Below are 12,601 nucleotides of genomic sequence, written 5' to 3' on the forward strand. Positions count from 1 at the left end.
CATGCCGGACCGTGACGGATATATTGCCATCCGCTCCCGCAGCGCGGTGACCTTCGATCTTGATGCCAGATTCCCTGACCAGGTTTTTAGGGAGCGCGCGGGAGACTCGTTGTTCTGTGAGTTCGACGTAATTCTCGCTCCGGAAATCTGGCCAGCGCTCTGCATGATGGCCCGATGGCACGGAGACGATCATGTCGAACTGCTAGTTCTCGAGCCGAAATGTGACGATTTCTATGTCCCTGAGGGCCTGGGATACCCCGTGGTGTCTCTGTCTGTCGAGGCCGGTGAGGACGAATACTGGGCTGCGATCGGCTTCGAACCGGACGGCGACGCCCTGGGGTCGATAGCGATCTCGGCGAATGTCGTCGCGCTGACCGGAGCATCCGCGAAGTGGGGGTGCTGGGGTGAAAGGGATCCCGAGGTGGCGGTATTCCAGGGATTTCCCGACGCAGCTGCGCGCAGTGAATGGTGCGCTCGGTTTGGGCCCTTCCTGGGCGTGTCAGGCGCGTTGGAGTCGTATCTTCCGATGGCTTTCGGTGGACGCCCTGTTCCGGACACGTACGCCGCAGTCCTGACCGCCAACTATGGGCCTCCGAACGATAGAAGGCCGTAACGTCACTGAGGGGTAGAGTTTCGGCGGGATGCATCGTCGGCGTCATGGGGGCCAATGCTCCCCGTCGAGTTCCATTCCCGGTCCTGTTACTTAGCCTGGCGCAATGGTAAGCTGTGCAAATTTGAAGCCCCGTCAGGTACGTCCTGGCGGGGCTTCGGCGTGGGGTGACGGCAGTAGTTGACGGCAACGTCAGCGGACAGGTGCTGCACAAAGTGGTGGTTCGTCGCCGTCGTCGGGCTGCTCGATGGTCTCGGCAGGGCTTCGGAGGGCGTCGCCGAGGAGGTCGATGGCGTCTCGTTGGAGGCGGAGTCGGACGTGGGCGTACACCGTTGCGGTCACCCCGATGTGGGCGTGGCCCAACAGTTCCTTGATGACGACCAGTTCGACGCCCTGTTCCAGGAGCAGGGTCGCCGTCGAGTGGCGGAGGTCGTGAAACCGGATCGGCCGCAGGCGGGCTTCGCGGAGCAGGGCGTTGAAGTGGCGGGTGAGGGTGGCGGGCTCGATCGGGTGCCCGTCGGGTCGCGTGAAGACGCGGCTGCTGCCCTGCCAGCGCGAGCCCGCCTGCTCCTTCTCGTGTGCTTGCCGGGCGCGGTGCGTGCGAAGCGAGGCGACGCAGGAGACCGGCAGCGCGATGCGCCGCTCGGAGCTGATGGTCTTGGTGGGCAGGGTGGTCAGGCCACGGCTGTGGGTGCGCTGGAGGGTGCGGCGGATGCTGGCCGTGCCGCTGTCGAGGTCGAGGTCTTCCCAGTGCAGGCCGAGGAGTTCGCCCTTGCGCAGGCCGGTGCGCAGGGCGAGTTCGAACAGTGTGGCATGCCGGTGGCCCTGGGCGGCGGTGAGGAAGTGTCGGGCTTCGTCGGTGGTGAGGGGGTTGAAGCGGCGGGGGCGAGGGGTTCCGGTGCGGACGTTGCGGGCCACGTTGCGGGGGATTTCCTCCTCCCGGACGGCGTGTTCCAGGGCGGACTTGAGTACGGAGTGGATGTAGGCGAGCGTCAGCGGTGAGAGCCGCTTGCGGCAGCACTGGCCGATGGCGCAGCAGCGCGGGCGGCGGCCGGCCTGCGCACGGGGGTCGCGTCGGGCGTCGATGCCGCGTGCGCAGCACTGGCAGACGGTCCGCAGATCGTTCAGCCAGGTCCGGACGTCCTTGGCGGTGAGCTTGGCGAGCTTCTTCCTACCCAGGCCCGGTATGAGGTACTGCTCGACGACGGCGGTGTACCGGGTGTGGGTGGTCTCGCGGAGGTGGTGGACGGCGACGTTCTCCAGCCAGTACGTCAGGTACGCCGCGAGGCTGCCCTGGTTGCTGACGGTGGGGAGGCCGCGGTTGCTGGCAGCGATCTTCTCGGTGAGTTTGGCCAGCGCTTCTTTGCGGGTGCTGCCGTAGACGTGGACGCGTTTGCGGGTGTTGCCGGGGGCGAGGACGTATCCGGCGGCTTCCCAGCGGCTGTCCTTGCGCTGGTAGACGGTTCCGTCGCCGTTGGCGCGGGTGCGGCGGGAGGCGGGGGTGTCGCGGGGTGTGGTCATGCGGCGTCCTGTTCGAGGCGGGTGTGGATGAAGTCGGTGAGGGCGTGGGTGGGGATGCGGCGGGCTCGGCCGAGGGTGAGGGAGGGGAGTTGGCGGGTGCGGAGGAGGTCGTAGACGGTGGTGCGGCCGAGTTGGAGGCGTTCCATGACCTGGGGGACGGTGAGGAGTTCCGTGCTGGCGGTCACGCGACGGCCCCCGTCCGGATAGCACTGGTCAGCCGATCCGTGGAGTGACCGACCGGGTGACCGGCGCGGTCGCCGGAGTGGTCGCCGGAGCGCTCCGAGCGTCGGGTTCGGGTCGGTTGCTCGGGTCGGGTCTGCCGTTTTGCGGCCAGGAGGTCGGCGAGGTGTTCGAGTTCGGGTAGGAGGCCGGTTCCGGCGTACTGCCAGTGGGAGATGACCAGCGTCGTGTCCGAGTTCGCACCCTGACCGGCGACGTGACGGTGACCGGCGACCAGGTCGGTGGAGTGTCCGGCGCGGTCACCGACCGGACTGCCGCCCGTTTGGCCAGACTGTGTCTCAGCTGAGGCTGAGGCGGTGGTCTGGGTGCCGGGCTGATCGGTTCGCCAGGCGGTGCGTTCGGCTCGGAGGTGGGCGAGGGTGGTGGAGTAGTGGCGGGTGCGGGTGGAGAAGTGGCCTCGGAAGCCGAGCATGTGGGCCCATTGGCGCAGGCGGAGGTGGGCGTGCTGGGGCCTGGTGGCGAGGTGCCAGGCGGTGTGGATCATGCGGCGGGCGTGGTCAGTGATGTCGTAGCCGGCGAGTTCGGCAAGGAAGCGGAGGCGGCGGTCGAGGGTGCCGGTGGTGGTCTCGGCGCCCTTGGTGGCGTACTTGGCTATGTAGGCGGCGACGTGCCGCTCGGTGACGGGGCCGTCTCCAGTGAAGTCGGTGCCGCGGATCGCCCGGACGTCGATCTGCCGCCCGAACCGGAACACCAACCGACCCGCCCGATCTGAGTCTTGAGGTGAGGAGGCGGGTTCGACCCCGGCGGGCTGCGGTTGCTTCGGCGGTTCGCCCTCAGGGCGGACGCGGGTGCGTGTGGCGGCGGCGCGGACGGCGTGGTCGATGAGCTGGACGGTGGCCCAGGCGGGCGGGGTACTGCCGGGGCCGGTGGGACCGTCGAGTCGGATGACGGCGTGGAAGTGGACCTGGCCGCGCTTTTGGTACTCGGCGACCTTGGCGTACGAGAGCGTGGCGTGGTGCCGCAGCGCGCGCTGGGTGAGCCCGGCGGCTTTGGCGATCTCGCGCCGCAGGTGGGTGGTGAAGCGGGCCCACAGGGCCGGGGCGTGCGCGTTCCACAGCACCGCGCCCGCGTAGTCGTACCGCTCGGGGTAGAGCGGGGTGCCGAGGACAGGGTCGGCATCGAGGTGGGTGTGGCCGCAGTGGCAGCGGCCGGTGTCGGGCTGGTTGTGGACGGGCCCGAAACCGGGCGCGGTGAGGGTGACGAACACGCGCGCGTGCGTGGCGACGCTGGTGGGGACGGTCTTGCCGCCGCGCAGTCCGGCGGCGATGAGTTGGTAGGTGTCGTAGCGGTAGACGGTGGAGCAGGCGGGGCAGCGGGTGGCGCGGCGGTTGCCGCAGCGGACCAGCAGTTCGCCCGCCGGGAACTGACCGGAGTCGAAGTGGTCGAGGATCTCGCCGGTCGCGGTGTCGAGGTGGGTGCGGTGTCCGGTGAGGCGGATCGGGTGCGCGCAGCCACCGAGTCCGGCTATCTGGCGTGCGAGGGGTGCGAGTTGGCCGGTGGCGGCGAGCTTCGCCAGCTTGGCGGTGAGCCTGGCGCGGCGCTCCAGCGCTGACCGCCCCGCCGCCGTCGAGACGGTGGCGCCCGCCGGACACGGCGGCGTCGTGAACGCCGAAGACGAGGGACGCGGGGCGGCTGGAACGGTCGTGGAGTACGGGAGTGGGATCTGTGCGGGCATGCGGGAAGGGGCCTTTCGGCGGGAGCGCGGAAGCGGTACGGCGCGGGGCGGTGGGCAGGCCGAAGTGATCGGCTCACAGGGGAACGGGAGCGCCTCGAAGTTGGGCGCGGGGGCCGGGGCCGGGCGGGCCTGGTCGGCGGGGCGCGGTGGTGATCACCGGCGGGTGCGTGACGTTAACATCGGTCCACGGGCGCATTCAAGTGCATCCCTCCTGATTCCTTTCTGGTGGGTGGCGGGACGCGGGTAGTGTGGGGCCGGTTTCCGGGTTTGGACGGGCCGGATTTCGGTGGTAGAGGGCGCGATGGGCGGGGTGAACTGCGGTGACGGTTGTGGGGCGGCGCGGGCGCAGGCCGGCAGGCAGCGCGGTGCCGCTGACGTTCGAGGTCATCGCCGAGGCCCTGCGGGAGCGGATCCGCTCCGGTGGGCTGCGGCCGGGGGACGCGCTGCCGACGCAGGCCGTGCTGATGCGGGAGTTCGGGGCGGCGAGCCTGACCGTGCAGAAGGCCATGGCCCTGCTGAAGCAGGACGGGTGGGCGGTCTCCCGCCCTGGCAAGGGCGCCTTCGTCGCCCACCACGACCACGTCGCCGCCGATGACCTCGACAGCCCGGAGGCGACCGCACCCGTCGGCGGCGCGGCGGCCCGCGTCGAGGCGCTGGAACGGGAACTGGCCGTAGCTGTTCAGCAGATTGCCGACCTTCGTGGCCGCGTCGAGGCCCTGGAGTCGGGCGGCGGCGAGCGGGGCCGCTGACCCGCCGTGCCGGGACGTTGGTCAGGGCGGTGCGTTCAGATTTTCTCTACGAGGTTCAAGGCGGTACCCGCCCGTCTGAACTGACCGAACATTGCCGACCGAACCACCGTCGGGCGAGCAGCCGACGCCCGTGCGAGGTGCTGGCGGGCGGCCGGACCCGGGCGCGAGCGAGGCTCAACCCGTTGCCACCGGGAGCAAGTTGTGGGCGTGGAGTCCTTGCGCGTCGCACAGCAAGTTGTGGGCGTGGAGTCCTTGCGCGTCGCACAGCAAGTTGTCGCCTACGACCGTCCTACGGCCGGATCGCAGGCACAGGGCCGACCGGGGGCCGACCCTTCACGTCCGTCGCGCAGGCGTGCTGGGGGCGGCGACCGGTCCCGCCCCCAGCGGGGAGCGATGCCCCCGGCGGCCCGCCGCCGGCAGACCCCTCCCCGCCCGGCCTCCGCGCCGCCGGACCGGCAAGCGCACCGACCCCGCCCCGACGCCCGAGGACGGCCTGCCCGGCGAACGGGTCGCCGGGGGAAGCACCGGACAGGACACCGGTCCAAGACCCGGCCGACCCCTGCGCGATCGGGCACGTCAGCGCGGCGGCCTGGCTACGGCAGCAGAGTGAATGCTGGGAGGTGACTCGGGCGCACCACGCTGAAGTGGCGGCGGTCCAGGGTGGCGATGTTGACCGCGCGGTACTTCTCGGCGACCGCGACGACGAAGGCGTCGGCGGTGCCCAGGGGCAGGCTCGCGTACTGCTCGACCAGGTCGGCGGCCCGGCTGACCTCGGAGGAGGTCACGGGCACCAGTTCGTAGACGCCGTCCGCGACGTCGCGCAGGAAATCGGCCTCGGCCTTGGCCCCGGCACGACTGGCGAGCATGTAACCGATCTCGGTCAGCAGTGGGGCAGGCAGCAGGAGCGGGCCGGGGAAGTTCTGGAGCAGGTCGACGCACTGCAGGTGGTAGTCGTCCTTGCGGTTGGCGGCCGCCACCACGGGGCCCGTGTCGATGACGATCACGCGCTCCGGGGCTCCTCACTGGCCCAGGCGTCGCGGACGATCTCCTTGGAGCGGACCGCGAGGTCGGGATCGCCGTCGAAGACGCCGGTCGTGCGGAACCGGCGGCGGGGGCGCTCGCCGCGCTCCACTTCCGCCCACTGCCGCAGCAGCTCTATGGCGTCGGGCAGCCGGTCCTCCGGCACCGCGTCGAGCAGCCGGTGTGCTTCCTCGCGTACGGTCATGCGCTCAGTGTAGGGTCCGCAGCCGCCGTCGGCCCAGGAGTTGCCGGGCCGCCCCGCTGCTTCGTGGTGGTCTGCACCTCTGACGGCAGCGCTGACGGCAACAGCCACGGACACCAGGGCACAGCCACGGACGCCAGCGGAGCACGAAACCGCCGATGACCTGCGAAAACGCAGGTGGGGAGGGGTCGCGTAGCACACGTACTATGTGGAGGCCGGGGACACACCGGTCCTGGTCCACAACAACAACGGGAATATCCCCGGTGCCGGCCCTAGACCAAGTGTCCCGGATGGCAAGACATCAGCACACGCGGATGACGCTAGCTTCTTGAGCGGATGGGCTACTAAACCCAAGGTAGGCCCGAGCTATACGAGGGTGGCACCCGAGAAGGTGTTTGAGGTTACAGACGAGATTGGGGCAGCGCGTACGCCGGCTGGATTCAGGGACCATGGGGTGGACAGCCAATACTTCGCCTCTCGCGCAGAGAGGCAGGCTGCTGTCGCCCGCCCGAATGAGCCAATTGAGGTCGACCGAGATATGTGCGACGACTGTATCGATTGGTTCAGGGCGTTGGCTAAACACCGAGGGGTGCCTCAGGAGGTAACAGATCCCAGCGGCCTAAATCGCTTCGACACCGACGGGAACTGGACGCAACCGTAGGGGAATTGTATGCCTGACAGGATCGTGGAAGACATCTGCCGCCCGTACCTTGACAGAGTTTCCACTGACGGAGAGCTGGAGCATCCGCTGAGGCGTCAACTTCACGACGAGCTTCAGCGAGCTGTGGGCCAAGACCAGTGGCGGTCATATACGAGGCTGTCTGCTGCCTGTGCGGTCAAAGCGTGGCCAGTCTGGAGGAGTCGTTTCACAGAAGATCTCCCATTTGCTTCACCTTGCCCCGAGGCCACCCTAGAGAACCCGGCGCTGTCCTTGACTGAACATCGAGGTGAGCTGAATGTTCTCAACACGTTTCTTGATAACAAGATGAGGTTGGGGCATGAGTACTTCCCGGCAGTTGCAGCGGGCCTTGCTTGTTGGGCAGTAAACCGGGATGTGCTTGCCGGAGGATTTTTGGCCGATCCCGAGCTGAGCGAAATGGACATGGATTCCGAGGACTGGGAACCGTCTTTTTTCGCTTCAGTGGCCATAGCTGGTGGTGCCGCGTGGGAAGAATCCGGGAACCCTGAAGTGCGCAGGAAATTTTGGTACTGGTATTTGGAAGATGCAGTACCCCGCGCGTACTCCATTTTTCGACGCCATGTTCCAGGAGGAACGTAGCCGTCGAGTGGCGGAGGTCGTGAAACCGGATGGGCTGCAGGCGGGCGTCGCGGAGCAGGGCGTTGAAGTGGCGGGTGAGGGTGGCGGGTTCGATCGGGTGCCCGTCGGGTCGCGTGAAGACGTGGCTGCTGCCTTACCAGTCGGTTCCGGCGCTTCGCTTCTCCTGTGCCTGCCGGGCGCGGTGTGCGCGAAGGGAGGCGATGCAGGAGCCCGGCAGTGCGATGCGCCATTCGGAGCTGATGGTCTTGGTCGGCAGGGTGGTCAGACCGCCGGTACGGGTGCGCTGGAGGGCGCGGCGGATGGTGGCGGTGCCGACGTCGAGGTCTTCCCAGTGCAGGCCGAGGAGTTCGCCCTTGCGCAGTCCGGTGCGCATGGCGAGTTCGAACAGCGCGGCGAGCCGGTGCCCGTCGGCAGCCGCCAGGAAGTGCCGGGCCTCGTCGGTGGTGAGAGGGTTAAAGCGGCGTGGGCGGGGCGTTCCGTTGCGGGCCACGTGGCGGGGGATCTCCTCCTCACGCACGGCATGCTCCAGGGCGGACTTGAGCACGGAGTGGATGTACGCGAGCGTCAGCGGCGAGAGCCGCTTGCGGCAGCAGTTCCCGAGCGCGCAGCAGCGCGGACGTCGGCTTGCCTGGGCGTTGGGATCACCTCCGGCGTCGGTGCCGCGTGTGCAGCACTGGCAGACGGTCCGCAGCTCGTTCAGCCAGGTGCAGACGTCCTTGGCGTTGAGCTTCGCGAGCTTCTTCCGGCCCAGGCCCGGGATGAGGTACTGCTCGACGACGGCGGTGTAGCGGGTGTGGGTGGTCTCACGGAGCTGGTGGACGGCGACGTTCTCCAGCCAGTACGTCAGGAAGGCCGCGAGGCTGCCCTGGGCCGTGACGACGGGGACGCCGCGTTTGCTGGTGGCGTTCTTCTCCGTCAGTTTGGCCAGCGCCTCCTTCCGGGTGGTGCCGTAGACGCGGATGCGCTTCCGGGTGCCTCCGGGGGCGAGGACGTAGCCGGCGGCTTCCCAGTGTTCGTCCTTGCGCTGGTGGACGGTGCCGTTGGCACGGACACGGCGCGAGGCGGCGGAGGTGTTGCGGGGCGTGGTCATCAGGCTGCTTCCTGTTCGAGTCGGGTGTGGATGAGGTCGGCGAGCGCGTAGGCGGGGATGCGGCGGGCTGGGCCGAGAGTGAGGGAGGTGAGCTGACGAGATCGGATCAGGTCGTAGACGGCGGTGCGGCCGAGTTGGAGGCGTTCCATGACCTGGGGGACGGTGAGGAGTTCGGTGCCGGCGGTCACGCGACGGCCCTCGGCCGGACAGCACTGGTCAGCCGATCAGTGGAGTGACCGACCGGGTGACCGGCGCGGTCGCCGGAGCGCTTCGAGCGCCGGGTTCGGGTTGGTTGCTCGGGTCGGGTCTGCCGTTTCGCGGCCAGGAGGTCGGCGAGGTGTTCGAGTTCGGGCAGGAGGCCGGTTCCGGCGTACTGCCAGTGGGAGATGACCAGCGTCGTGTCCGAGTCCACGCGCTGACCGGCGATGTTGCGGTGACCGGGGGCCAGGTCAGTGGGGTGTCCGGCGCGGTCATCGACCGGACTGCCGTCCGTCTGGCTGGCCTGGGGCTCAGCCGACGCTGGGGCTGGGGTCTGGGTGTCGGGTTGACCGGTTCGCCAGGCGGTGCGTTCGGCTCGGAGGTGGGCGAGGGGGGTGGAGTAGTGGAGGGTGCGGGTGGAGAAGTGGCCTCGGAAGCCGAGCATGTGGGCCCATTGGCGCAGGCGGAGGTGGGCGTGCTGGGGCCTGGTGGCGAGGTGCCAGGCGGTGTGGATCATGCGGCGGGCGTGGTTGGTGATGTCGTGGGTGGCGAGTTCGGCGAGGAGGCGGAGGCGGTGGTCGAGGGCGCCGGTGGTGGTCTCGGCGCCCTTGGTGGCGTACTTGGCGATGTAGGCGGCGACGTGCCGGTCGGTGACGGGGCCGTCTCCGGTGAAGTCGGTGCCGCGGATTGCCCGGACGTCGATCTGTCGCCCGAACCGGAACACCAACCGCTCTGCCCGATCTGAGTCTTGGGGCTGGGACGCGGGGACGTGTCCGGCGGGCTGCAGTTGCTTCGGCGGTTCGCCCTCGTGGTGGACGCGGGTGCGTGCGGCGGCGGCGCGGACGGCGTGGTCGAGGAGCTGGGTGGTGGCCCAGGCGGGCGGCCCAGCGCTGTGTGTACTTCGCTATGAACTGGTGGAGTTCACTACGCGCTCTGGGGTAGAGGCGAGTTACCGAAAGCCCGTGGTCGAGGTCGCCGGGAGCGTGCCTGGAGGACAGGAAGACGTCCGCCTCGCAGCGTGAGGTTTCGCTGCGCACCGGGGCTCCTCGGCGGAAAAGAGTTGGTCTTCCGCCGAGACGTGCGGCTAGGGTTACCTTGTCCCGAGGCGGCCAGTGGCTGCCGGTGTTGGCTGAGCGTGACTGAGGAGGTGTGACTGATGGCTGTCGTTGAGATGGGCGCTGCCCGCATCCGGAAGTTCATCAAGTCCACCTCCGTGGTCTCCGGCTGACCTCTCTCTTCCCGCGCCAGTGAGCGCGGTGCCGGGGCCACCCTTGTGAAGGGTCACCCCTTGTCTTTCTCTTCCTTTCAGCTTCCTTCTTCGCATCCTCTCGCCCTGTACGGCTGGGATGCGGACTGGGAGGCCGAGTTCGCCCCGTATGCCGAGCAGGGTCTGCTGCCCGGTCGTGTCGTACGTGTCGACCGTGGTCTGTGCGATGTCGTCACTCCGGCAGGCGTCATCCGGGCCGATACCGAGTTCGTTGTGCCCCGTGACCCGATGAAGGTCGTATGTACGGGTGACTGGGTTGCCGTCGACTCTGAAGGTGGCGATCCGCGGTATGTGAGGACGTTGCTGCCTCGGCGTACCGCCTTCGTACGATCGATGTCGTCGAAGCGTTCCGAGGGTCAGGTGCTGGCCACTAACATCGATTACGTCGTCATCTGTGTGTCGCTCGCGCTTGAACTGGACCTCGGGCGGATCGAGCGGTTCCTCGCGCTTGCGATGTCCTGTTCGACTGGTGAGGCACTGCTGCATAAGTCGGCACTCTCCTGGGAGTCCGGCGCGCAGCCTCTCGTCGTCCTCACCAAGGCCGACCTGGTGTCGGACGCGGCGACACTCGGGCACCTTGTGCAGGACGTGGAGACGGCGGCGCCCGGCGTGCCGGTGCTGCCGGTGAGTTCCAACGCGGGGGAGGGACTGGACGTGCTCGCGGCGGTACTGTCGGGCGGCACGTCCGTCCTCCTCGGACAGTCCGGCGCGGGCAAGTCGACCCTCGCCAACGCGCTGCTCGGCGAGGACGTGATGGAGGTGCAGGCCGCGCGTGACGTGGACGGCAAGGGCCGCCACACCACGACCACCCGTAACCTCCTCGCGCTCCCCGGCGGGGGTGTCCTCATCGACACGCCCGGCCTGCGCGGCGTCGGCCTCTGGGACGCCGAGACCGGCGTCGGGCAGGTCTTCGCCGAGATCGAGGAGTTCGCCACCGACTGCCGTTTCCACGACTGCGCCCATGTCGCGGAGCCCGGCTGCGCCGTCCTCGCCGCCGTCAACTCCGGCGCCCTCCCCGAACGCCGCCTCGACAGCTACCGCAAGCTCCTGCGCGAGAACCAGCGGATCGTCGCCAAGACGGACGCGCGGGTGCGGGCGGAGATCCGGCGGGACTGGAAGCGGAAGGGGGCGGAGGGCCGGGCGGCCATGCAGGCGAAGCGGGGGCGTTGGCACTAGGGCCTGTCCGGCGGATCATGCCGGAGACGCGGGGTCTGGTGCGCACATCTGCGGCGTTGTCGTCGGTTGTCAAATCCCCCACTCTCGACTTCGCTCGAGCGGGGGACCCCCGTCGCGTCGACGCCCTCCTCCGCCTTGCAGCTGCACGCACCAGACCCCGCTCACCTGTGCCGATGAGGCGCCGCTGCTTTCCTCCGACCTGATCCGCCGGACAGGTCCTAACCCTTGGCTGCCGCTCGTTCCTTCGCGGCCTCCTGGGTGCCGGCCTTCGCGCGCAGCGTCACCGGCTTCCAGAAGGCCAGGACGACGAGGCCGACGACGGCGAGACCCGCCGCGACGAGGAAGACCGTGCTCATCGATTCGGCGAACGCCTGCCTGAGCGGGTAGGAGACGGAATGGGGCAGCGTCTGGAGTGCGGAGGTGTTGTGCACGACGTCCTGCGCCACCCCGGTGTTTCCGGAGTTCAGCGCTGTGACCAGCTGCCGGGCCGCCTGGTCGCCCCGCTCCTCTGGGGCGCCGGGCACGCCCCGGTCCGTCAGACGTCCGCCCCGGCCGCCCGCACGATGATCTTGCCCTGGTTCTCGCCCCGCAGCATCCCCAGGAACCCGTCCACGATGCCGCCGAAGCCGTCGACCACGGTCTCATCGAGCGTGACGCGTCCACTCTGCAGGTGCGGCACGACGAACTCGTACAACTCCTCCTGCACGTCACGGTAGTTGCGGACCAAGAAGCCCTCCATGCGCAGGCTCTTCTCGACAATGTCGGGAAGGTTGCGCAGGGCGTAAGGCGTGCCGGTGCTGTTGTACTGGGCGATCGTGCCGATCCGCACGATCCGTCCGTACTCACGCAGCGAGGAGATCGCCGCTTCGAGGTGCTCGCCGCCGACATTGTCCATGTAGAGGTCGATCCCGTCGGGCGCCGCCTTGGCGAGCAGGTCGGCCGCCGGGCCCGAGTGGTAGTCGAAGACCTCGTCGTAGCCGACGTGTTCGGTCAGGTAGGCGGCCTTCGCCGCCCTGCCCGCGCTGCCGACCAGCCGTCCCGCACCCATCAGCCGGGCGAGCCGCCCGGTGGCCGTGCCCACACCGCCGGCCGCCGCCGAAACGAACACGTCCTGCCCCTCGCGGAGTTCGGCGATGCGGGTGAGACCGACGTAGGCGGTCAGGCCGGTGCCGCCGAGGATGCTCAGGTGCGCGGAGAGCGGTACGCCGTCGAAGCGGGGGACAGCACGCGCCTCTTCGGGGGTGACGACAGTGTGGGTGCGCCAGCCCTGCCGGTGGAAGACGATCTCGCCCTCGCGGAGCGCCGGATCGCGGGAGTCCACGACCCGGCCGATAGTGCGGCCCTCCAGGGGAGCGTTCAGCGCGAAGTCCCCGTCCATCATTTCGCGGTGGTAGGGGTCCACCGACCAGTACAGGTTCTCCACCAGCGCCGTTCCCGGGCCGGGTTCCGGCATCACGGACTCGACGAAGGCGAAGTGGTCGGGGGTGGGGAAGCCATGGGGGCGGGCGGCCTGGTGCACGGTGAGCGCTGTCTCGGTCATGACGGTGACCGTACGGAGGAATGCGGAGGCTGGG

Annotated in this window: 12 protein-coding genes and 2 pseudogenes; 4 read left to right on the forward strand and 10 right to left on the reverse strand. The window is 68.9% G+C overall.

Translation table 11 applies throughout. The features are described 5' to 3' along the window. The first annotated feature begins 1 nt into the window (after position 1). The gene (locus OG747_RS35610) at positions 2–613 is read left to right on the forward strand and encodes a hypothetical protein (RefSeq protein WP_405883455.1); all 612 of its coding nucleotides are present in this window, start codon (positions 2–4) and stop codon (positions 611–613) included. A gap of 189 nt (positions 614–802) precedes the next feature. Here the strand turns inward: OG747_RS35610 and OG747_RS35615 are convergent, their stop codons facing one another. The 3 genes from OG747_RS35615 to OG747_RS35625 are packed head-to-tail and all read right to left on the reverse strand — an operon-like array spanning position 803 to position 4,046. Further along, positions 803–2,131 (reverse strand): tyrosine-type recombinase/integrase, encoded by a 1,329-nt coding sequence (locus OG747_RS35615; protein ID WP_405883456.1) that lies wholly within the window; start codon positions 2,129–2,131, stop codon positions 803–805. Then, complete coding sequence (locus tag OG747_RS35620; protein WP_405883457.1) at positions 2,128–2,316, reverse strand: helix-turn-helix domain-containing protein; 189 nt, start codon at positions 2,314–2,316, stop codon at positions 2,128–2,130. The genes OG747_RS35615 and OG747_RS35620 overlap by 4 nt, the downstream gene beginning before the upstream one ends. Continuing rightward, on the reverse strand, positions 2,313–4,046 hold the full coding sequence (locus tag OG747_RS35625) for a replication initiator (protein WP_405883458.1): 1,734 nt from the start codon (positions 4,044–4,046) through the stop codon (positions 2,313–2,315). Before OG747_RS35625 ends, OG747_RS35620 begins: the two co-directional genes overlap by 4 nt. Before the next feature lie 320 nt (positions 4,047–4,366). Between OG747_RS35625 and OG747_RS35630 the strand changes: the two genes are divergently transcribed. After that, positions 4,367–4,795, forward strand: a complete 429-nt coding sequence (locus OG747_RS35630) for a GntR family transcriptional regulator (RefSeq protein ID WP_405883459.1) — start codon at positions 4,367–4,369, stop codon at positions 4,793–4,795. A 593-nt stretch (positions 4,796–5,388) separates the two neighbouring features. On the opposite strand, the gene OG747_RS35635 is transcribed toward OG747_RS35630, so the two are convergent. Both OG747_RS35635 and OG747_RS35640 read right to left on the reverse strand, forming a co-directional pair. Continuing rightward, positions 5,389–5,799 carry a PIN domain-containing protein gene (locus tag OG747_RS35635; protein WP_256904575.1) on the reverse strand — a complete coding sequence of 137 codons (411 nt, stop codon included), beginning with the start codon at positions 5,797–5,799 and terminating at the stop codon, positions 5,389–5,391. After that, positions 5,796–6,020 (reverse strand): hypothetical protein, encoded by a 225-nt coding sequence (locus OG747_RS35640; RefSeq protein ID WP_405883460.1) that lies wholly within the window; start codon positions 6,018–6,020, stop codon positions 5,796–5,798. Before OG747_RS35640 ends, OG747_RS35635 begins: the two co-directional genes overlap by 4 nt. 667 nt (positions 6,021–6,687) lie before the next feature. On the opposite strand from OG747_RS35640, the gene OG747_RS35645 reads away from it, so the two are divergent. After that, the gene (locus tag OG747_RS35645) at positions 6,688–7,296 is read left to right on the forward strand and encodes an Imm5 family immunity protein (RefSeq protein ID WP_405883461.1); all 609 of its coding nucleotides are present in this window, start codon (positions 6,688–6,690) and stop codon (positions 7,294–7,296) included. On the opposite strand, the pseudogene OG747_RS35650 reads toward OG747_RS35645, so the two are convergent. From OG747_RS35650 to OG747_RS35660, 3 genes and pseudogenes are all read right to left on the reverse strand, one after another. Continuing rightward, a pseudogene (locus tag OG747_RS35650) lies at positions 7,268–8,386 on the reverse strand (tyrosine-type recombinase/integrase); the annotation flags it as partial. The gene OG747_RS35645 and the pseudogene OG747_RS35650 overlap by 29 nt on opposite strands. Next, complete coding sequence (locus OG747_RS35655) at positions 8,386–8,574, reverse strand: helix-turn-helix domain-containing protein (RefSeq protein ID WP_405883462.1); 189 nt, start codon at positions 8,572–8,574, stop codon at positions 8,386–8,388. The pseudogene OG747_RS35650 and the gene OG747_RS35655, both read right to left, overlap by 1 nt. Continuing rightward, a pseudogene (locus OG747_RS35660) lies at positions 8,571–9,467 on the reverse strand (replication initiator); the annotation flags it as partial. The gene OG747_RS35655 and the pseudogene OG747_RS35660, both read right to left, overlap by 4 nt. A 405-nt stretch (positions 9,468–9,872) precedes the next feature. Between OG747_RS35660 and rsgA the strand changes: the two are divergent. Beyond that, on the forward strand, positions 9,873–11,027 hold the full coding sequence (gene rsgA / locus OG747_RS35665; RefSeq protein WP_405883463.1) for a ribosome small subunit-dependent GTPase A: 1,155 nt from the start codon (positions 9,873–9,875) through the stop codon (positions 11,025–11,027). A 218-nt stretch (positions 11,028–11,245) separates the two neighbouring features. Here the strand turns inward: rsgA and OG747_RS35670 are convergent, their stop codons facing one another. After that, positions 11,246–11,551, reverse strand: coding sequence for a hypothetical protein (locus tag OG747_RS35670; RefSeq protein ID WP_405883464.1), 306 nt, complete (start codon positions 11,549–11,551; stop codon positions 11,246–11,248). Between the two features lie 11 nt (positions 11,552–11,562). Next, entirely contained in the window at positions 11,563–12,567 is a 1,005-nt protein-coding gene (locus OG747_RS35675; protein ID WP_405883465.1) for an NADP-dependent oxidoreductase, read from the reverse strand. Positions 12,568–12,601: the final 34 nt, after the last annotated feature.

It is taken from the genome of Streptomyces sp. NBC_01384, assembly GCF_045040035.1.
Classification (GTDB): Bacteria; Actinomycetota; Actinomycetes; order Streptomycetales; family Streptomycetaceae; genus Streptomyces.